The organism is Streptomyces sp. NBC_01214, assembly GCF_026340975.1.
GTDB lineage: Bacteria > Actinomycetota > Actinomycetes > Streptomycetales > Streptomycetaceae > Streptomyces.
The window spans coordinates 115481-134079 of sequence record NZ_JAPEOS010000001.1; the positions used below are offsets into that span (position 1 = coordinate 115481).

Below are 18599 nucleotides of genomic sequence, written 5' to 3' on the forward strand. Positions count from 1 at the left end.
GAGCCTACCGACGAGACCCGCACCGGGTCACGAATACCGCGGGTGCGGCAGCGTCGACGGCGGCAGTCCGGGCACCCGGGTGCGTTCCGCGTCCCGTGCGGCGTCTTGCAGGGAGCGGGTCGACAGGGAGCGCAGCGCGGGCGTGTCGCGGTCCACCCGCAGGGGCGGGTCCTGGTCCTTGGCGGCCAGGACGAATCCCCAGTCCTGCGGCGGTGCGTCGGTCGCGCCGTGGGGGGTGCGGTCGGGTCCGGCGGCGAAGCCCGTGAGGCGGCCGCCCGCGCTGTAGGGGGTGGTGCGCAGGCCGGCCGCGCGCAGGGTGGAGTCGACGGTCCAGTACGCCCGCGGGCGCGTGGCCAGCGGTCCGGCGTGCACGGCCATGCGGCCCCCGGGGCGGAGGGCCCGCGCGGCCAGCCCGTAGAACTCCTGCGAGTACAGCTTCGTGCTGGGGGTGATGCCCGGGTCGGGGAGGTCGGAGACGATGACGTCGAAGCGGTCGTCGGCGGCCGGCCCCCGCAGCCAGCGGAAGGCGTCCTGGGTGACGACGGCGAGCCGCGGGTCCTCGTACACCCGGGCGTTGAGCGCGGAGAGCATCGGATCGGTGCGGGCGAGGCGGACCACGCCGGGATCGAGCTCGACGACGGTGACGGAGGAGACGTCCCGGTAGCGGAGCACCTCGCGCGCGGCGAGCCCGTCGCCGCCGCCGAGGACCAGGACGCGGGCGTGCGGGCCGGTCATCGCGGGGTGGACCAGGGCCTCGTGGTAGCGGTACTCGTCGTAGCCGCTGACCCGCAGCCGCCCGTCCAGGTAAAGGTCGAGGGAGCGCGGGGAACCCGTCTGCGGCCCGGTGATCACCAGCTCCTGCACCCCGGTCTGGACGGCGACCCGCACCTCCCCGCCGTAGACGGCGCGCCGGGCGGTCCGCTCGAAGTCGTCGGCGAGGACGGTGGCGGAGGCGAGCACGGCCAGTACGGTCACGTTCGCGCCGATCAACAGCCAGCGGCAGCGCCGGCTCAGGTCCCGGCGGAACAGCCACAGGACCAGCCCGCCGCCGACGATCACGTTGACGGTGCCGGTGACCATGGCGCCGGTGAGCTGACCGAGCACCGGGAGCAGCAGGAAGGGGAAGGCGAGGCCGCCGACCAGGGCGCCCACGTAGTCGGCGGCGAACAGGTCGGCGACGGCCCCGCCCGCGTCCTGCCTGCGGATGCGCTGGATGAGGACCATCAGCAGCGGGATCTCCGCACCGATGAGCACCCCGATGGCGAAGGAGAAGGCGACGAGCGCGGGGCGGGACTCCCCCAGCCAGGCGAAGCTCGCGTACAGCGCTATGGCCGACAGCCCGCCGAGGAGGGCCAGCCCGGCCTCGATGGCGCCGAAACCGAAGGCGGGCCGGTGGCGGAAGCGCTTGGCGAGCAGGGAGCCGACGCCCATGGCGAAGACCATGACGGACAGCACGACCGACGCCTGGGTGACGGAGTCGCCGATGAGGTAGGTGCCGAGGGCGAGCAGCTCCAGCTCGTACACGAGCCCGCAGGCGGCGCAGACGAACACGGTGGCCAGGACGAGGAGTCGGCCGGTCCGGGGCCGTACGGGCAGGGCCGCCGGGGCGGTCGCGGCGCCCCGAGGATCCGGAGCCGGGAGGACCCGGCGCGGGACGGAACGGTCGATCATGAAGCGAACCGTACGTCACCACCCACCGACATCCGGTCACCCACATGGGTGTAACTGGCGTACTGATCCGGCCAGTTGGCGTAACCGTGGCGGGATAATCGCGCCCCCCTGGCGCCCGCTACGTCAGCGCGGGCGATTCCAGGGCCGCCGCCGCGGGCGCCCCGATCCGCACGCCCACCCGCGTCCGGGTGGCCACCAGCTGACCCTCCTGCGGGTACGCGTGCCAGGTCCGCCAGCGCACCTGGCCCTCGTAGCGCTGCGCAAGCATGGCGGTGAAGGCGTGCGGACTTCCGGGAAAGGTCCCCGCTAGTCCGTTCGGGTGGTCCGCCACCAGTGCGAGCAACTCCTGGGCCCGCCCGGCGAAGGAGCCGCGGGAGAGGGTCTCGACCCGCGCGGCGAACTCGTACTCCCAGTCGCCCACCCGCTTGGCCACGCCGAGCGGCAGCGGCGTACTACTGCCGGGCATGCAGGCGACGGTCTCCGAGCAGAGCACCTCCCCCTCCTCCAGGAGCACCTGGTGGGACGCCCCGAGCAGGCGCAACTCCACCTTCGCCCCCGAAAGTTCGAGGTTCAGTACGGCCAGGGCGGGCAACCGGTCCCGACCCAGGGCCCAGGCGAGATCGGCGGCACGCGTGTCGGTGTATGAGGTCTGGAGGGTCGTGAGCATGAGTCGGCTCCGCAAACGCGCGAGGGAGATGGGCCGGGGCCCGCCAGCGGTAGCAAGCACGGGTGGGGGGACACCGGCACGGGTCCACAGGAAGTCCAGGGAGGTCCGAGGACTGGTCTACTCAACCGAGGGAATCATGAAAGGCACGGCACTCACAGCGTTTTTACCCAACTTGACGGGGTTTACATCCCCCCGGGGGCTTCGCAGTTCACGTGTTCAAGAAGTTGCGGCCCGCGCGTCGTCATGCATCGACGAACAAGAGGGCGCCGGGCGGTAGTCGGACCGCCGAACGCCCTCGTCCACGCGGTGCCGCGCGGGTGTTCCGCAGGGGTCAGGCCGAGGCCCCGTGCTGCCCCCGTGTCAGCTGGAACCGCCACCGCACCCGCCGCCCCCGCCGCCCCCGCCGCACGAGGAGAACGATCCCCCGCACGACGAGGAGGATCCGCAGCCGCCCCCCGAAGAGCCGCCGTCCCCCGTCCACCAGCTGGTGTGGCCGTGCCCGCCACGGCGCCGGGACGAACCCCGTCCCGTGGACGAGCGCACCATCTTGGTCAGGAAGTACGCCACGGCGAAGAGCACGATCACAACGAAGACGAACCCCATGTCCGCCACCTCTCTCACACCCCGGTCGTCCCGGGGGAGCGGGATCCCCGCGTCCCGCGTGCAGGGGGAATGCCCCCGGGCCGCGCGGCCCAAAGCACACTTGAGGAAGTCCAGAGGTTGCCCCCAGGATGACGACCATGAGCACACCCGTGGGCAGCGACCGCCCCTTCCTGAACCGCCGCCTGGCGGCCTTCGGCACGACGATCTTCGCGGAGATGTCGGCGCTGGCCACGCGCACCGGTTCGATCAACCTCGGCCAGGGTTTCCCCGACACCGACGGCCCGGCGCAGATCGCCGAGGCGGCTTCCCGCGCGGTCCTCACGGGACTCGGCAACCAGTACCCGCCGGGCCCGGGCGTCCCGGAGCTGCGCATCGCGATCGCCGCGCACCAGCAGCGCTTCTACGGGCTCGACCACGACCCCGACACCGAGGTCCTCGTCACGGCGGGCGCCACGGAAGCCATCGCCGCCGCCCTCCTCGCCCTCCTGGAGCCGGGCGACGAGGTCATCGCCCTGGAGCCGTACTACGACTCGTACGCGGCCTGCATCGCCATGGCCGGTGCGGTACGCGTCCCCGTCACCCTGCGCCCGCACGCCGGAGCCTTCGCCCTCGACCTGGACGAACTGCACGCCGCCGTCACCCCGCGCACCCGCCTGCTGCTCCTGAACACCCCGCACAACCCGACGGGCACCGTCCTGACGCCGGCCGAGCTCACGGCGATCGCCGAACTGGCGGTCGAGCGCGACCTGCTGGTCGTCACGGACGAGGTGTACGAGCACCTGGTCTTCGAGGGCGCCCACACCCCCCTGGCGGGCCTCCCGGGCATGCGCGAGCGCACGGTCACCATTTCCTCGGCCGGGAAGACCTTCTCGTTCACGGGTTGGAAGGTCGGCTGGGTCACCGCGCCCGCGGAGCTGATCACGGCGGTGCGTTCGGCGAAGCAGTTCCTCACGTACGTCTCCTCGGGCCCCTTCCAGTACGCGATCGCCGAGGCCCTCGCCCTGCCCGACAGCTACTACGACGCCTTCCGCGCCGACCTGGCCGCCAAGCGCGACATCCTCGCCGACGGCCTCGCGGCGGCCGGCTTCGAGGTCTTCCGCCCGCAGGGCACGTACTTCATCACCACCGACATCACCCCGCTCGGCGAGAAGGACGGCCTCGCCTTCTGCCGGGCCCTCCCGGAACGCTGCGGCGTGGTCGCCATCCCGAACCAGGTCTTCTACGACGACAAGGCCGCGGGCAGGACCCAGGTCCGCTGGGCCTTCTGCAAGCGCGAGGACGTCCTGCGCGAGGCGGCCGAGCGGCTGCGCCGGCTCTAGGGGGCTTGCGGTCGGGTCGGATCGGGGTGCCTGGAGGACGTCCTGACCGGCACGACGCCCCTGGCTCCCGCCCCGGCGATCCCTTTCGGACGGGCCGTTCGGGCACCGGTCACCCCGCGTCCTTGCGGGGTTGTAGGGCCGGTGTGAAGCTGTGCGTCGTGCAAGTGCCCGAAGCCCTCACCGCCGGGTGAGCGGAACCACCGCGAGCTGGAAAGTCGGGATTCATGGCAACGGGCAGAGCGGCCGTGTCCGCGTCGCCGCTGGAGATGCGCGCGGTCCGGGCCGTGCGGTCGGCCGCGCCGACCACCGTGATAGCGCTCGGGGTGTTCGCCGCCGTGCGCGGGGCCGGGGTGCTGGTGCTCGGCCTCGGGGCCTGGTGGGCCGGGCGGGATCCGCTGAAGGTGCTCGGCAGGTCCTGGGATTCGGACTGGTACCTCCGGATCGCCGCCCACGGCTACGGGCGGACTCTGATGTGGCCCGAGGCCACCACCGGGACCGGGCCCGTCCAGAGCGACTACGCCTTCTTCCCGCTCTACCCCACCCTGATACGGCTGGTCTCCGAGATACTGCCCGGCGGGATGGTCCCCGCCGCCCTCCTCGTCGCGTGGGTCTCCGCCGCCGTGGCCGCCCTCGGGATCTACCGGGTCGGAGAACGGGTGAGCGGCCCGCGCGCCGGGCTGCTGCTCGTGGGGCTGTGGGCGGCACTGCCGCACGCCGTGGTGCTCACCCTCGCCTACACCGAGGCCCTACTGGTCGCCTTCGCCGCCTGGGCGCTGTACGCCCTGCTGCGCGGCCGCTGGCTGTGGGCCGCCGGCCTCGCCGTACTGGCCGGGCTGACCCGGCCCACCGGGTTGGCCGTCGCGGCTGCCGTCTCGGCCATGGCCCTGCACGCGATCGTCGTACGAAGATCCCGGGCACCCGAGGTGTGGCTGGCCGGGCTCGTGGCGCCGGCGGGCTGGGCGGCGTACGTCCTGGCCGTCGGGGCGAAGGTGAGCGACCCCTTCGGGGGCTACTTCGCCGTGCAGCGCGGCTGGGGCTCCCGCTTCGACTTCGGCGTCGGGGCGCTGCGCTCCGCCGAGCGGGTGCTGACCGGCGCAGCCGTGCCGCTCGCCACCACCGTGACGGTGGTCCTGCTGGCCATGGCCGGGCTGCTGGCGGTCCTGCTGGTCCTGGACCGCACCCCGCCGGCGCTGCTCGCCTACACCGCGGTCCTGCTGGTCATCGGCTTCGGCGGAGCCGGCTTCTTCGAGTCCAAGCCGCGCTTCCTGCTGCCGGCCTTCCCGCTGCTCCTGCCGCTGGCCGTCGTCATGGCGAAAGCCCGGCCGCGCACCGCGGTCATGGTGACCGCGGTGGTGGCCGGGCTCGGTTACGGCTACGGGCTGTACCTGCTGCTGATCGCCCGCGTACCGCTGTAACGGCTAGCTGTCGGCGTCGCCGTTGCTGTCGTCGTCGCCGTCGGTGGAGTCGATGTCCTGCTCCAGGCCGAGCTGCTCGACGAGCCACTTGTCGAATTCGATGGACGCGCGGACCCAGCTGACCGTGGAGGACACGAAGTGCTCCAGGTTGACGCCGGTGCCGATCAGCATCTGCGCCTCACCGATCAGACGGACCGAGCCGTCGTCGTGGGTGTGGCTGTAGACCTTCGGCCACAGGGTGCGGCGGTTCCAGTCGTCGATCGACTCGAGAAGCTGCGGCTTCTCGTCGATCTTGTGCGGACGGTCGTAGAAGGTCCGCACCGAGAAGACCTGCTGCTCGTCCTCGCCGCGGAACATGAAGTACGTGCGGAACTCCTCCCACGGCGCCGCGAGGTCACCCTCGTCGTCGACGACGTACTTGAGCTCCATCTGCTCCAGCAGCTGCTTGACCAGATCCTGGTCGGGGACGACGGGGCCCGCCGGTCCTGTGGCCTGCGGATCGGGCTGCTGCCCTCCGAAGTTCGGAATCGAGGCCGGGTCGATGCTCACCGTGTTTTCCCTTCGTGCGGATACCTGCATCCTCCCCCATCGCGCCCACCTTGTGTCCAGCCCCGCACGCACGATCCGCTCCGGGCGGAACGAGTAAGAACCGAGTAAGAACCAGGTAAGGGGGGCGCATGGCCCTGCGCGGCACGTTCAAGCTGGTCCCGGGGCTGTCGCTGGCCGTCGGCTTCGCCGTGTGCGCCGGGGTGCTGTGGCAGGCCGCGGGTGATCAGGGTGACGGGGGCGGCCCCCGGGGGACGGCCGATTGCGCGGAGGTCATGACGTTCGCCCGGATGGCCCCGCCGGCCGAGTGGCGGGACGGGAGGTGCGACCGGACGGAGGGGGCGGACGGCCGCACGACGGTCCTGGGCACCTTCCGCAGGGAGCACGCCGACGTCGAGGCGTGGGTCGCGTCCCTTCCGAAGGCGCCGGAGCGGGTCGGCTGCCCCGGTCCGCGGCCGGACAACTACGACCCGGAGAGCGAGGGGTGCTTCGCCCTCGCCCACGACGGGCCGCAGCCCGGCCGGGCGGCCGGGCTGCGCCTGCGGATCACCCCGGAGGTCGGGACGACCGCGAAGGTCCGCTTCGACGCGTCCTGAGACGGTCGGCGGTGTCCGCCCCGCTCAGAGGGCCTTGCCGACCAGCAGGTCCTCGCCCGCAACGTCGACCCGTACGGTGTCGCCGTCCCGGACCTCGCCGGAGAGGATCTCCTTGGCCAGGCGGTCGCCGATCGCCGTCTGGATCAGGCGGCGCAGCGGCCGGGCGCCGTACGCCGGGTCGTTGCCCTTGTCCGCCAGCCAGGCCAGCGCCTCGGGGGTGACGTCCAGGATGAGGCGACGGTCGGCCAGACGCCGGGCCAGGCGGCCGATCTGGAGCTGCGCGATGTGCGCGAGCTCGTCCTGGGTCAGCGCGGAGAAGACCACCAGGTCGTCCAGGCGGTTGAGGAACTCCGGCTTGAAGGAGGCCCGCACCACGTCCAGGACCTGCTGCTTCTTCTGCTCCGGCGGGGTCAGGGGATCCACCAGGAACTGGCTGCCCAGGTTCGAGGTCAGGATCAGGATGGCGTTGCGGAAGTCCACCGTCCGGCCCTGACCGTCCGTGAGCCGGCCGTCGTCCAGGACCTGGAGCAGGACGTCGAAGACCTCGGGGTGGGCCTTCTCCACCTCGTCCAGGAGCACCACGCTGTACGGGCGGCGGCGCACGGCCTCGGTGAGCTGGCCGCCCTCCTCGTAACCGACGTAGCCGGGCGGGGCGCCGACGAGCCGCGCCACGCTGTGCTTCTCGCCGTACTCCGACATGTCGATGCGGACCATGGCCCGCTCGTCGTCGAAGAGGAAGTCCGCGAGCGCCTTGGCCAGCTCCGTCTTGCCCACGCCCGTCGGGCCGAGGAAGAGGAAGGAGCCGGTCGGGCGGTCTGGGTCGGCGATGCCGGCCCGGGTGCGGCGCACGGCGTCGGAGACGGCCCGTACGGCCTCGCCCTGGCCGATCAGGCGGCGACCGAGCTCGTCCTCCATGCGCAGCAGCTTCTGGGTCTCGCCCTCCAGCAGGCGGCCGGCCGGGATGCCGGTCCAGGCGCCCACCACGTCGGCGATGTCGTCGGGGCCGACCTCGTCCTTGACCATCGAGTCCTTGGAGTGTCCGGTCTTGGAGGCTTCCGCCTCCTCCTCGGTGGCCTCCGCCAGCTCGCGCTCCAGGGTCGGGATCTCCCCGTAGAGCAGCTTGGAGGCGGTGTCGAAGTCGCCGTCGCGCTGGGCGCGCTCGGCCTGCCCGCGCAGGTCGTCCAGGCGCTCCTTGAGCTCACCGACCCGGTTGAGGGACTGCTTCTCCTTCTCCCAGCGGGCGGTCAGCCCGCGCAGCTCCTCCTCCCGGTCCGCGAGGTCCTTGCGGATCTTCTCCAGGCGCTCGATCGAGGCCGGGTCGGACTCGTTCTTCAGGGCCAGCTCCTCCATCCGCAGGCGGTCCACGGAGCGCTGGAGCTCGTCGATCTCCAGCGGGGAGGAGTCGATCTCCATGCGCAGCCGGGACGCGGCCTCGTCGACGAGGTCGATGGCCTTGTCGGGGAGGAAGCGGGAGGTGATGTACCGGTCGGAGAGGGTCGCGGCGGCCACCAGCGCACTGTCGTTGATGACGACCTTGTGGTGGGCCTCGTAGCGACCCTTGAGCCCGCGCAGGATCGCGATCGTGTCCTCGACGGACGGCTCGGCGACCAGCACCTGCTGGAAGCGCCGCTCCAGCGCCGGGTCCTTCTCGATCCGCTCGCGGTACTCGTCGAGCGTGGTCGCGCCGACCATCCGCAGCTCGCCGCGGGCCAGCATGGGCTTGAGCATGTTGCCCGCGTCCATGGCGGAGTCGCCGCCGGCGCCCGCGCCGACGACCGTGTGCAGCTCGTCGATGAAGGTGATGATCTGGCCCTCGCTCGACTTGATCTCGGCGAGCACGGTCTTCAGCCGCTCCTCGAACTCGCCGCGGTACTTGGCGCCGGCGACCATCGCGCCGAGGTCCAGGGAGACGAGGCGCTTGTTCTTCAGGGACTCGGGGACGTCGCCCTTGACGATGCGCTGGGCCAGGCCCTCGACGACGGCGGTCTTGCCGACGCCGGGCTCGCCGATGAGCACGGGGTTGTTCTTCGTCCGGCGCGAGAGCACCTGGACGACGCGCCGGATCTCCTGGTCACGGCCGATGACCGGGTCGAGCTTGCCCTCACGCGCCGCTGCCGTGAAGTCGGTGCCGAACTTCTCCAGGGCCTTGTACTGGCCCTCGGGATCGGGGGTGGTCACCCGCCGTCCTCCTCGTGCGTTCTCGAAGGCGTCGAGCAGCTTCTTGGCCGTCGCGCCCTGGGTGGAAAGGACCTCGCCGGCCGCGCCGCCCTTGGCGGCGACGGCGATGAGGAGGTGTTCGGTGGAGAGGTAGTCGTCGCCGAGCTTGCCGGCCTGCGCGTCCGCCTCGGCGAGTACGGCGAGCAGGTCGCGGGTGGGTTGCGGGGGCGCGACGGTGGAGCCGGTGACGCTCGGCAGGGCGGCGAGCAGCCGCTCGGCCCCGGCCCGGACGGCGGCCTGGTCGGCGTCGGTGGCGACCAGCAGGTCGATGACGTTCTCGTTGTCCTCGCCGGCGAGCAGGGCCAGCAGCAGGTGCGCGGGGGTCAGATCCGCATGACCGTCCTTGACGGCCCTGCTGGTGGCCGCGTTCAGCGCGTCCCGGCTCTTGTTGGTCAGTTCGGCGTCCACTGCGTCTTCTCCTCTCCCCGAGGGGTAGCTCCCACAACAACACTGACATGGTCAGCGTGTGCAAAGTTGAGTCTATTCCACTCAAGGCAGGTGGGGACAGCGTTCCCCCGTACCCTTCGGGCCATGTCCCATGACGTACTCAACCCGACGCCCGAGTACCTCGCCTTCTGGCGGGAGCGGCACGTCTGCACCCTGACCACCCCGCGCCCCGACGGCACGCCCCACGTGGTGCCGGTGGGGGTGACGTACGACCCGGAGGCCGGCCTGGCCCGGGTGATCAGCAACCGGCACAGCAAGAAGGTGCGCAACGTCCTGGCGGCGCAGGAGGCGCACCCGCAGGGCGCGCTGGTCGCGGTCTGCCAGATGGAAGGGCGCCGCTGGGCCACGCTGGAGGGCCGCGCGGTGATCCGCACGGACGGGGCGTCGGTCGCCGACGCGGTGGCGCGCTACGCGGAGCGCTACGGGCGCACGCCGTCGCCCAATCCCGACCGGGTCGTCATGGAGATCACCCTGGACCGGGCCATGGGGCGCGCGTAAGCCGTTGATTCTTCATCTTGTCCGGTTCAGGCACTGGACGCGGACATCACAACGGCGCCATCGTGGTCAGGTCCACGATGGCGCCGTTGTGTGGGGGTAGCACCTGAGCGATCTGGAACGGCGGGGGAATCGCTTCAGGCACTGCGGGGGGTGGCGGTGGTGATGTCGGGTTCGAAGAGCTGGTGGTCGCGCTGATCGAGATTGACGAAGACCATTCCGTAGCGCACCTCGCAGCGGACGGGCTGCGGCGCGCCCCGCGGGCGACGCAGGCACCGGTAGGCACGTACGTCCTCGTCCTCCTCGCGCACGACGACGATCGGTTGGCCGAACAGGGTGACCATCACCGAGTCGCCAGGACGGGGGATGGCCGTGGCGAGATCGATGAACTGCCAACCCGAGCGGTAGGCGGAGGCCATTTCGCGGCGGAAGCCGCGATCGTCGGGGGTCACGCGGACACCGTCACAGGCGCATCGGTCCAACCCGTATCGCCGTTTCCGCCCAGCTGGCCACTGGTCCAGCCGGTGTCCGCGTACTTACCCGCGGGCGCCGTGGTCCAGCCGGTGTCGTCGGTGCTCGTCAGGCTCGCGCCCTGACCGTCCCTAGCGCTCCCCGCGTCACTTTCGACGGCGCTGACTGCCCCAAAAACCGCAACGGCGGAGAAAACTATGGCAAGCACCGAGCGAAGCATTCTCTTGTACATGGTCGGCTTCGTCCTCACTTGATGGAATCCTCTCCCCCGCGTGACAGACGATGGCTCATTCAGGCACGTCAATGCCACAGGGACGATGCATCATGTTCTTGCATGTTCAGGACCCTGGGGGGTGGAGATTTGACGCGAAACGAGACAAAAGCGACACATCCCCACCCTGTGACGTCCATGTGCACCGAGGGGACGCGGCTCTACGCGACCGCACTGAGCACCGGCCGGATCGCCCGGGGCGAGATCCAGAACGCCCCCTGCCTGCTTGAATTCGCCCTCCTACAGCCCGACCCGGATGACGCGAACCAGCTCCGCCCGGTTCCGCCGTCCGTAGCTCTGGCTCAACGGCTCCATCCGATTGAACGCGAGATCCAGGACCGCCGGCGCAGCGCTGTAGATCTCACCGACACTTTCGAGCCTTTCCTGGCCATCAGCGCACAGAGCCCGGCCAACACCCACGCCATCACGGTGCTGGAGGGTTTCGAACAGATCAACGCCGCACTGAACCTCGCGACGGCCGAATGCCACACCGAGGTTCTGACGGTCCAGCCCGGCGGCGCACGGCCCTCCCTGGCCCTGACCCAAGCCCTGGAACGCGACCAGCCGTTGATCGACCGCGGGGTCAGCATACGGACCCTGTACCAGCACACCGCACGACACAGCCAGGGCACGCTCGCCTACGTGGAGCGGATCTCGACGGGCAAGGTGGAGATCCGCACGCTGGAGGAGCTGATCGAACGCCTGATCATCTTCGACCGCACGGTGGCCTTCATCCCGGTGAGCGACGACCGCCGGGTCGCCCTGGAACTGCGCCACCCGGGCCTGGTCGACTACCTCATCAAGGTGTTCGAGCAGCTGTGGCACCGCGCGGTGCCCCTCCAGGAGGAGGTGACGTACCGCAGCACCCCCGGCGGGATAACGGGCGTGCAGCGGACCATCGCCCAGCTCCTGATCGAGGGCCACGTCGACGAGGCCATCGCGCGGCGCCTCGGCATGAACGTCCGCACCTGCCGGGCCCACATCGCCAAGCTCGCCACGACCCTCGGCAGCGGCAGCCGCGCGCAGCTCGGCTACCTCATCGCCCGGTCCGGCATCCTGGGCCGCCCCTCGGGCCCCGAACAGGACTGCGAGGGCCTCCCGGACCACGAGGACCTCGACCCGCATCAGGAAGGGCTCTGAAACTCCGCCGGCAGGCTCGTACGACCGCCTGGTGACGGCACGGCGCCCTCCCCGTTGTCTTTCGGGGAGGGCGCCTCTGTCGTGCTCGGGTGGTGATGCCGTTGGTCAGCCGATGGTGAGGAAGGTGTTCCAGTTGTCCTCGTCGCGTCCGGTGGCTTCTCCGTAGGTGGTGGTGCCGCCCTGGAAGTAGTACTGGAAGCCGCTCGCGTCGACGCCCCAGATGTCCGGGATGCCGTCGCCGGTGTTGTCCTCGGTGCCGAGCACCATGGGCCAGGCAGCGCGGCTCCAGGCGGTCGTGGCGTAGGTGTAGTCGACGCCGCCTTCCGCGTTCGCCGCGTATTGCAGGGAGGTCAGGTCCGCGCCTGCGTTGGTGCCGGCCTTGCCCTTGCGCAGGGCCATGGTGCGGTTGGCGTTGGAGTTGTCGCGGAAGAGGAGGTCGGGGATGTTGTCGCCGGAGACGTCGCGGACGCCGACGATGTCGCGGGCGGCCCAGCCGGTGGCCATCTTGCGGCTTGCGGTAGGAGGCGAAGCTGGATCCGGTGTAGCCGGAGAACGCCCAGACGCCGTCCGCGTCCAGTGCGAACAGGTCGGGCAGGCCGTCACCGGGTGTGCGGAGCTGACCGCCGGGTTGGCGGGCGCGGAGTGGTCGACGGTGAAGGTGCACCATCCGCCGCCGCCGGAGTCGGCGGGGCCGGAGCCCGCGGACCACCAGCCGTCCCAGTCCTGGGTCCGGAGGAGCTCATGAACCCGGAGCAGCTGGCGAAGGTCAAGAAGAACTTCCTCCGCAGGGACATCGTCGCTGTCCGCGACGGGTACCGGAAAATCCACGAGGATTCCGTGGCCGCGGGCAACCTGAATCCGAGCGCCAAGCCTCGGGCCGACTTGATGGACTACTACCTGAATAACTGGTAACTCAAATGACCACCGTGAAGTTCATCGTCCAAGCCGCACCAGGCACCCCGCTGATCGTCCAGTTCGAACCCCAGGGGACCGAGTTCGAGCTCGCTCCGGGTGACTACCTCACCGTCGAAAGGCCGGTCCCGGGAAAGGGAGGCCTGCTCGGTGGGGTGACCCACGAACCGGACCGACTGACCCTGAGCGAGCCCGAGGGGGGCACGGCCCGTCTCTGGAACTCGCGCGGTAAGGAGCTGCCGGTCTTCGGCTATTAGCCGGGACTTGACAGCTCAGAAGCAAACCGACGCGTCGGCGTCAGCCCTCGGACCGGCCGTGAATGGCGTGACGGTCGGCCCGAGGGCCGCAAGGAGCGGCGGAGGCAGCCCGCACCTCTGCTGCGGGCGGCCTCCGCGCCGTCCCCCCAGCTCTTCCGTTACTTCTCAACGCACCTGGACTGATCATGCAGTTCTTCCTCCAGACGGATACACCGGTCCTGGCGCTCTTCGAACCAACCGGACAGCAGTACGAGCTGGACCCGGGCGACCCGGTTCTGGTGAAGTTCTTCGACGGCGACGACGGCGAAATCCGTTGGTTCAAAGGCGCGATCATCGTCTGCTCCCCGAGTCTCGGTTATACCCGCGCTTGGGATTCCAACAACGAGGAGATCGACATCGGTCCTGAATCCGTGGACGCGCTCTGACCGGGCAACCGGTGGGCCGTAGCGCATGACGAAGGCCCCCGCCCGGAATCCGGGTGGGGGCCTTCTCGTGTCCGTGTGCGCGGACCTCGCTCAGTCCATCGGGCGCTTCGGGGTCGGGCGCCAGACGACCAGGGCGCTGCCCGGCTGCGGGGGGCTGTACGGGACCAGGTCGCGCCGGTACGAGGCGTGGACCTGGGCCTCGCGCTGCTGGAGGACCGCCGCGGCGCCGTCCACCGCGGCCGAGAGCTCGGCCACGCGCTGCTGGAGCGCGGCGACTTGGTTCTCCAGTTCGATGATGCGCTTGATGCCCGCCAGGTTGATGCCCTCGTCCTGCGACAGCGCCTGCACCGTACGGAGCAGCTCGATGTCACGGGCCGAGTAGCGCCGGCCGCGGCCGGCCGTGCGGTCCGGGGAGACCAGGCCGAGACGGTCGTACTGGCGGAGGGTCTGTGGGTGCAGACCGGAGAGCTGGGCGGCCACCGAGATCACGTAGACCGGGGTCTCGTCGGTGAGTTGGTAAGCACCGCTTCCCAGACGGGAAGACTGTCGTCGGCGGCCGTCCATGTCATGCTCCCTTCGCGGACTCGAACAGCGCGGAGCGCGGGTCCTGCGACTCCGTCGCCTCGCGGTACATCTCCAGGGCCTCGCGGGCCTTGTCGGACAGCTCGGTCGGGACCGCGACCTCCACCGTGACCAGCAGGTCGCCGCGGGTGCCGTCCTTGCGGACCGCACCCTTGCCGCGGGCCCGCATGGTGCGACCGCCCGGGGTGCCCGGCGGCAGCTTCAGCGTCACGGAGGGGCCGTTCAGGGTCGGGACCTTGATCTCGGCCCCCAGCGCCGCCTCCGCGAACGTCACGGGCACGGTCACCGTCAGGTTGTCGTCCTTGCGGCCGAACACCGGATGGGAACCGACGTGCACGACCACGTAGAGGTCACCGCCGGGACCGCCGCGCTCGCCCGGCGCACCCTTGCCGCGCAGCCGGATCCGCTGGCCGTCGGAGACGCCCGCCGGGATCCGGACCTGCATGGTGCGGGAGCTGCGGGCGCGCCCGCTGCCCTTGCAGACGTCGCAGGGGGTCTCCGCGATCAGGCCGCGGCCCTTGCAGTCCGCACAGGGGTCGGTCAGCGAGAAGCCGCCGCCGCTGCCCCGCGAGACCTGGCCGGTGCCGACACAGGTCGGGCACACCCTGGGGGTGCCGTTCTTGTCGCCGGTGCCCGAACACGCCTTACAGGGGGCCTGGGAGGACATCCGGAGCGGGACCGTGGCCCCGTCCACCGCCTCCGTGAAGGAGAGGGTGACCTCCGACTCGATGTCCTGGCCGCGGCGCGGCTGGGTACGGGTGCCCGCCCCGGGGCCGGCGCCGCGGTTGAAGAGGCCGCCGAAGACGTCACCCAGGCCGCCGCCGAAGCCGCCGGCCTGGCCGGCGCCCTGCTGCTGACCCCCGAAGAGGTCACCGAGGTCGAAGTTGAACGAGCCGCCACCGCCCGGCCCGGGGCGGAAGCCACCGTTGCCGAACAGGGCGCGCGCCTCGTCGTACTCCTTGCGCTTCTTGGCGTCGCCGAGGATGTCGTTCGCCTCGGAGATCTCCTTGAAGCGCTCCTCGGCGGAGGCGTCGCCCTTGTTGGCGTCCGGGTGGTACTCGCGTGCGAGCTTCCGGTACGCCTTCTTGATCTCGGCCTCGGTGGCGTCCTTCGGGACACCGAGGACCTTGTAGTAGTCCTTCTCGACGAAGTCCTTCGTGCTCATCCCCGGTGTCCCTCCTCTCGTGCTCCTACGTGTGGTGCATCAGCCCTTGTCGGGGGCATCCGCGTCCAAGCCGTCCGGCGCTTCGCCCTCCGTGGACTCGGACTTCGGGGCCGCGCCCGGCTGGGGCTCGGCCACCGCGACCCGTGCGGGACGGATCGTACGCTCGCCGATCCGGTACCCCGGCTGCAGGATCGCCACGCAGGTGTCCTCGGTGATGTCCGGCGCGTACGAGTGCATCAGGGCCTCGTGGATCGTCGGGTCGAAGGGCTCGCCCTCCTTGCCGAACTGCTGCAGGCCCATCTTGGCGGCGACGGTCTCCAGCGATTCGGCCACCGACTTGAAGCCGCCGACCAGCTCGCCGTGCTCCCGCGCCCGGCCGATGTCGTCCAGGGTCGGGAGCAGTTCCGTCAGGAGGGACGCGACCGCGATCTCCTTGACGGTGATCCGGTCCCGCTCCACCCGGCGGCGGTAGTTCTGGTACTCGGCCTGGAGCCGCTGGAGGTCCGTGGTGCGCTCGGAGAGCGCGGTACGGGCCTGGTCCAGCTGCGCCAGCAGCGCCACGTCCTGGCTTGCGTCCCCGGCCGGGGCCGCCTCGTCCTTGGCGGAGTCGGCGGCCTTCGGCTCAGCGTCGTTCTGACCGGCGTCGGGGACTTCGGGCTTCTCGTCGAAGCCCGGGGTCTCCTCCGACATCAGGCAGCGCCGCCCTTCGGCTTCTCGTCGTCGACGATCTCGGCGTCGACGACGTCGTCGTCGGCCTTGGCCTGGCCCGCGTCACCGGCGCCGCCGGCGGCCTGGGCGGCCTGGGCGTCGGCGTAGATGGCCTGGCCGAGCTTCTGGCTGACCGCGGCGAGCTTCTCCGTCGCGGTGCGGATCTCGGCCGTGTCCTCGCCCTTGAGCGTCTCCTTCAGCTCGGCGACGGCGGACTCGACCTCGGTCTTGACGTCGGCCGGGACCTTGTCCTCGTTGTCCTTGACGAACTTCTCCGTCTGGTAGACGAGCTGCTCGCCCTGGTTGCGGGACTCGGCCGCCTCCTTGCGGCGCAGGTCCTCGTCCGCGTACTGCTCCGCCTCCTGGCGCATGCGGTCGACCTCGTCCTTGCCGAGCGAAGAGCCGCCGGTGACGGTCATCTTCTGCTCCTTGCCCGTGCCGAGGTCCTTGGCCGTGACGTGCATGATGCCGTTCGCGTCGATGTCGAAGGAGACCTCGATCTGCGGGACGCCGCGCGGGGCCGGGGGCAGGCCCGTCAGCTCGAACATGCCGAGCTTCTTGTTGTACGCCGCGATCTCGCGCTCGCCCTGGTAGACCTGGATCTGGACGGACGGCTGGTTGTCCTCGGCCGTCGTGAAGATCTCGGAGCGCTTCGTCGGGATCGTGGTGTTGCGCTCGATCAGCTTGGTCATGATGCCGCCCTTGGTCTCGATGCCGAGGGACAGCGGGGTCACGTCGAGGAGCAGGACGTCCTTGACCTCACCCTTGAGCACACCGGCCTGGAGGGTGGCGCCGATGGCGACGACCTCGTCCGGGTTGACGCCCTTGTTGGCGTCCTGACCACCGGTGAGCTCCTTGACGAGCTCGGCGACGGCCGGCATACGGGTGGAGCCGCCGACCAGGACCACGTGGTCGATCTCGGACAGCTGGATGCCGGCGTCCTTGATCACGTTGTGGAACGGGGTCTTGCAGCGGTCGAGCAGGTCCGCGGTCAGCTGCTGGAACTGGGCGCGCGTGAGCTTCTCGTCCAGGTGCAGCGGGCCCTCGGCGGAAGCCGTGATGTAGGGCAGGTTGATCGTGGTCTCCGTGGAGGAGGACAGCTCGATCTTCGCCTTCTCGGCGGCCTCGCGCAGACGCTGGAGCGCCATCTTGTCCTTGGACAGGTCGACGCCGTGGCCGCCCACGAACTGCTTCACCAGGTAGTCGACGACGCGCTGGTCCCAGTCGTCGCCACCGAGGTGGTTGTCACCGTTGGTGGCCTTCACCTCGACGACGCCGTCGCCGATCTCCAGGAGCGACACGTCGAAGGTGCCGCCACCGAGGTCGAAGACGAGAATGGTCTGGTCGTCCTTGTCCAGGCCGTAGGCGAGGGCGGCGGCCGTCGGCTCGTTGACGATGCGCAGGACGTTCAGGCCCGCGATCTCACCGGCCTCCTTCGTCGCCTGACGCTCGGAGTCGTTGAAGTAGGCCGGGACGGTGATGACCGCGTCCGTGACCTTCTCGCCCAGGTACGCCTCGGCGTCGCGCTTCAGCTTCTGCAGGATGAAGGCGCTCATCTGCTGCGGGTTGAAGTCCTTGCCATCCAGGTTGATCTTCCAGTCAGTGCCCATGTGGCGCTTGACGGAGCGGATGGTCCGGTCCACGTTCGTGACCGCCTGGCGCTTGGCCACCTCGCCGACGAGGACCTCGCCGTTCTTGGCGAAGGCGACGACGGACGGCGTGGTCCTGGCGCCCTCGGCGTTGGTGATGACGGTGGGCTCGCCGCCTTCCAGAACGCTGACGACGGAGTTAGTGGTGCCCAGGTCGATGCCGACCGCACGTGCCATTTCAATTCCTCCAGCTGACTTGAGTGGAACAGACTCAACCATGCCGTATCGCTGCGCTTGCGTCAACAGAGCTGAGTCGGGTCGGCTCAACCTTTAAGTCGCACTTACGCGCAACCCTGGGGCCCGGCCGCGGCCCGGCCCCCGCCGGCGCTTGAGGCGCGGGGGTCTGGGGGCCCTGCCCCCAGCGGCGGAGCCGGGGCCGAATGGGGCACCGTGGCCGCGCGCCACCGCAAGACCCTCGGAGGCATGCGGCAGCGTGCTGGCATGCCCCTCACACTCACCGCTCCGCGGGTACGCGTCCCCGCCGCCCCGCCGGCGAAGCGGGTGTTCGACCTCGTCGGGGCAGTGGTGCTGCTCGCCGTGCTCGGCCTGCCGCTCACGGCACTCACCGCACTGCTGTGCGCGACCCTGGGCGGCCGCCCCTTCGCGCGGGAGGCCGCGGTGGGGCTGGGCGGCAGGAAGTTCCGCACGTGGCGCCTGCGCACCGACGACGGCGCCGGCCGGATCGGCGCGGTCTTGGACCGCTGCGCCCTCGACGGCCTCCCGCAACTGCTGAACGTGATCCGCGGCGAGATGTCGCTCGTCGGGCCGCGCCCGGAAGCCCGTACGGACCGCCCCGAGCGACTCCTCGTACGCCCCGGGATGACCGGCTTGTGGCAGGTCAGCGCGCGCTCGGACCTCCCCTGGGAGGAAATGGCCCTGCTCGACCGGCATTATGTGGAGAACCACTGGCTCGGGATGGACCTCGCGATCCTGGCGCAGACCCCGCGCGCGGCGTACCGACAAAGGGGGGCCTGAGCGACACAGATCACCACACGCTCAGCTACATTGCGGCGTCGGGAATGGGTAACCTCAAGCCTTGACTT

Annotated in this window: 20 protein-coding genes; 9 read left to right on the forward strand and 11 right to left on the reverse strand. The window is 70.6% G+C overall.

Features of this window, described 5'->3' with window-relative positions:
• Positions 1-27: 27 nt before the first annotated feature.
• Complete coding sequence (locus tag OG594_RS00575) at positions 28-1671, reverse strand: polyamine aminopropyltransferase (protein WP_266594550.1); 1644 nt, start codon at positions 1669-1671, stop codon at positions 28-30.
• 118 nt (positions 1672-1789) lie between these two features.
• Positions 1790-2338, reverse strand: coding sequence for a DUF2617 family protein (locus OG594_RS00580; RefSeq protein ID WP_030010116.1), 549 nt, complete (start codon positions 2336-2338; stop codon positions 1790-1792).
• Between the two features lie 731 nt (positions 2339-3069).
• Between OG594_RS00580 and OG594_RS00585 the strand changes: the two genes are divergently transcribed.
• Positions 3070-4260, forward strand: coding sequence for a pyridoxal phosphate-dependent aminotransferase (locus tag OG594_RS00585; protein WP_266594551.1), 1191 nt, complete (start codon positions 3070-3072; stop codon positions 4258-4260).
• Between the two features lie 224 nt (positions 4261-4484).
• Entirely contained in the window at positions 4485-5675 is a 1191-nt protein-coding gene (locus OG594_RS00590) for a glycosyltransferase family 39 protein (RefSeq protein ID WP_266594552.1), read from the forward strand.
• 3 nt (positions 5676-5678) lie between these two features.
• Here OG594_RS00590 and OG594_RS00595 read toward each other — a convergent pair whose 3' ends face one another.
• On the reverse strand, positions 5679-6224 hold the full coding sequence (locus OG594_RS00595) for a YbjN domain-containing protein (RefSeq protein ID WP_266594553.1): 546 nt from the start codon (positions 6222-6224) through the stop codon (positions 5679-5681).
• 128 nt (positions 6225-6352) lie between these two features.
• On the opposite strand from OG594_RS00595, the gene OG594_RS00600 reads away from it, so the two are divergent.
• Complete coding sequence (locus OG594_RS00600; RefSeq protein ID WP_266594554.1) at positions 6353-6817, forward strand: hypothetical protein; 465 nt, start codon at positions 6353-6355, stop codon at positions 6815-6817.
• A gap of 24 nt (positions 6818-6841) precedes the next feature.
• Here OG594_RS00600 and clpB read toward each other — a convergent pair whose 3' ends face one another.
• The gene (gene clpB, locus OG594_RS00605; protein WP_266594555.1) at positions 6842-9442 is read right to left on the reverse strand and encodes an ATP-dependent chaperone ClpB; all 2601 of its coding nucleotides are present in this window, start codon (positions 9440-9442) and stop codon (positions 6842-6844) included.
• A 123-nt stretch (positions 9443-9565) separates the two neighbouring features.
• Here clpB and OG594_RS00610 point away from each other — a divergent pair, with 123 nt between their 5' ends.
• Entirely contained in the window at positions 9566-9979 is a 414-nt protein-coding gene (locus OG594_RS00610) for a pyridoxamine 5'-phosphate oxidase family protein (protein WP_266594556.1), read from the forward strand.
• Positions 9980-10113: 134 nt separating this feature from the next.
• Here OG594_RS00610 and OG594_RS00615 read toward each other — a convergent pair whose 3' ends face one another.
• Positions 10114-10395: a (2Fe-2S)-binding protein gene (locus OG594_RS00615; RefSeq protein ID WP_051880285.1), complete on the reverse strand. Its 282-nt coding sequence runs from the start codon at positions 10393-10395 to the stop codon at positions 10114-10116.
• Between the two features lie 29 nt (positions 10396-10424).
• Positions 10425-10697 (reverse strand): hypothetical protein, encoded by a 273-nt coding sequence (locus OG594_RS00620; protein ID WP_030009748.1) that lies wholly within the window; start codon positions 10695-10697, stop codon positions 10425-10427.
• A gap of 84 nt (positions 10698-10781) precedes the next feature.
• On the opposite strand from OG594_RS00620, the gene OG594_RS00625 reads away from it, so the two are divergent.
• Positions 10782-11858, forward strand: a complete 1077-nt coding sequence (locus tag OG594_RS00625) for a helix-turn-helix transcriptional regulator (RefSeq protein ID WP_266594557.1) — start codon at positions 10782-10784, stop codon at positions 11856-11858.
• A gap of 105 nt (positions 11859-11963) precedes the next feature.
• Here OG594_RS00625 and OG594_RS00630 read toward each other — a convergent pair whose 3' ends face one another.
• The gene (locus OG594_RS00630; protein ID WP_266594558.1) at positions 11964-12362 is read right to left on the reverse strand and encodes a hypothetical protein; all 399 of its coding nucleotides are present in this window, start codon (positions 12360-12362) and stop codon (positions 11964-11966) included.
• A gap of 237 nt (positions 12363-12599) precedes the next feature.
• Between OG594_RS00630 and OG594_RS00635 the strand changes: the two genes are divergently transcribed.
• The 3 genes from OG594_RS00635 to OG594_RS00645 all read left to right on the forward strand — a co-directional run bounded on the left by OG594_RS00635 (position 12600) and on the right by OG594_RS00645 (position 13452).
• Positions 12600-12770, forward strand: a complete 171-nt coding sequence (locus OG594_RS00635) for a hypothetical protein (RefSeq protein WP_266594559.1) — start codon at positions 12600-12602, stop codon at positions 12768-12770.
• Positions 12771-12775: 5 nt separating this feature from the next.
• On the forward strand, positions 12776-13027 hold the full coding sequence (locus OG594_RS00640) for a hypothetical protein (RefSeq protein WP_266594560.1): 252 nt from the start codon (positions 12776-12778) through the stop codon (positions 13025-13027).
• Positions 13028-13212: 185 nt separating this feature from the next.
• Positions 13213-13452 carry a hypothetical protein gene (locus tag OG594_RS00645; protein ID WP_266594561.1) on the forward strand — a complete coding sequence of 80 codons (240 nt, stop codon included), beginning with the start codon at positions 13213-13215 and terminating at the stop codon, positions 13450-13452.
• A 90-nt stretch (positions 13453-13542) separates the two neighbouring features.
• Here OG594_RS00645 and OG594_RS00650 read toward each other — a convergent pair whose 3' ends face one another.
• The 4 genes from OG594_RS00650 to dnaK are packed head-to-tail and all read right to left on the reverse strand — an operon-like array spanning position 13543 to position 17733.
• Positions 13543-14016 carry a helix-turn-helix domain-containing protein gene (locus OG594_RS00650; RefSeq protein ID WP_266594562.1) on the reverse strand — a complete coding sequence of 158 codons (474 nt, stop codon included), beginning with the start codon at positions 14014-14016 and terminating at the stop codon, positions 13543-13545.
• Position 14017: 1 nt separating this feature from the next.
• Positions 14018-15199: a molecular chaperone DnaJ gene (gene dnaJ, locus OG594_RS00655; RefSeq protein ID WP_266594563.1), complete on the reverse strand. Its 1182-nt coding sequence runs from the start codon at positions 15197-15199 to the stop codon at positions 14018-14020.
• A 39-nt stretch (positions 15200-15238) separates the two neighbouring features.
• Positions 15239-15889, reverse strand: coding sequence for a nucleotide exchange factor GrpE (grpE, locus tag OG594_RS00660; protein ID WP_266594564.1), 651 nt, complete (start codon positions 15887-15889; stop codon positions 15239-15241).
• Complete coding sequence (gene dnaK, locus OG594_RS00665; protein WP_266594565.1) at positions 15889-17733, reverse strand: molecular chaperone DnaK; 1845 nt, start codon at positions 17731-17733, stop codon at positions 15889-15891. Before dnaK ends, grpE begins: the two co-directional genes overlap by 1 nt.
• Before the next feature lie 264 nt (positions 17734-17997).
• Here dnaK and OG594_RS00670 point away from each other — a divergent pair, with 264 nt between their 5' ends.
• Positions 17998-18531, forward strand: a complete 534-nt coding sequence (locus OG594_RS00670; protein WP_266594566.1) for a sugar transferase — start codon at positions 17998-18000, stop codon at positions 18529-18531.
• The last annotated feature ends 68 nt before the right edge of the window (positions 18532-18599 follow it).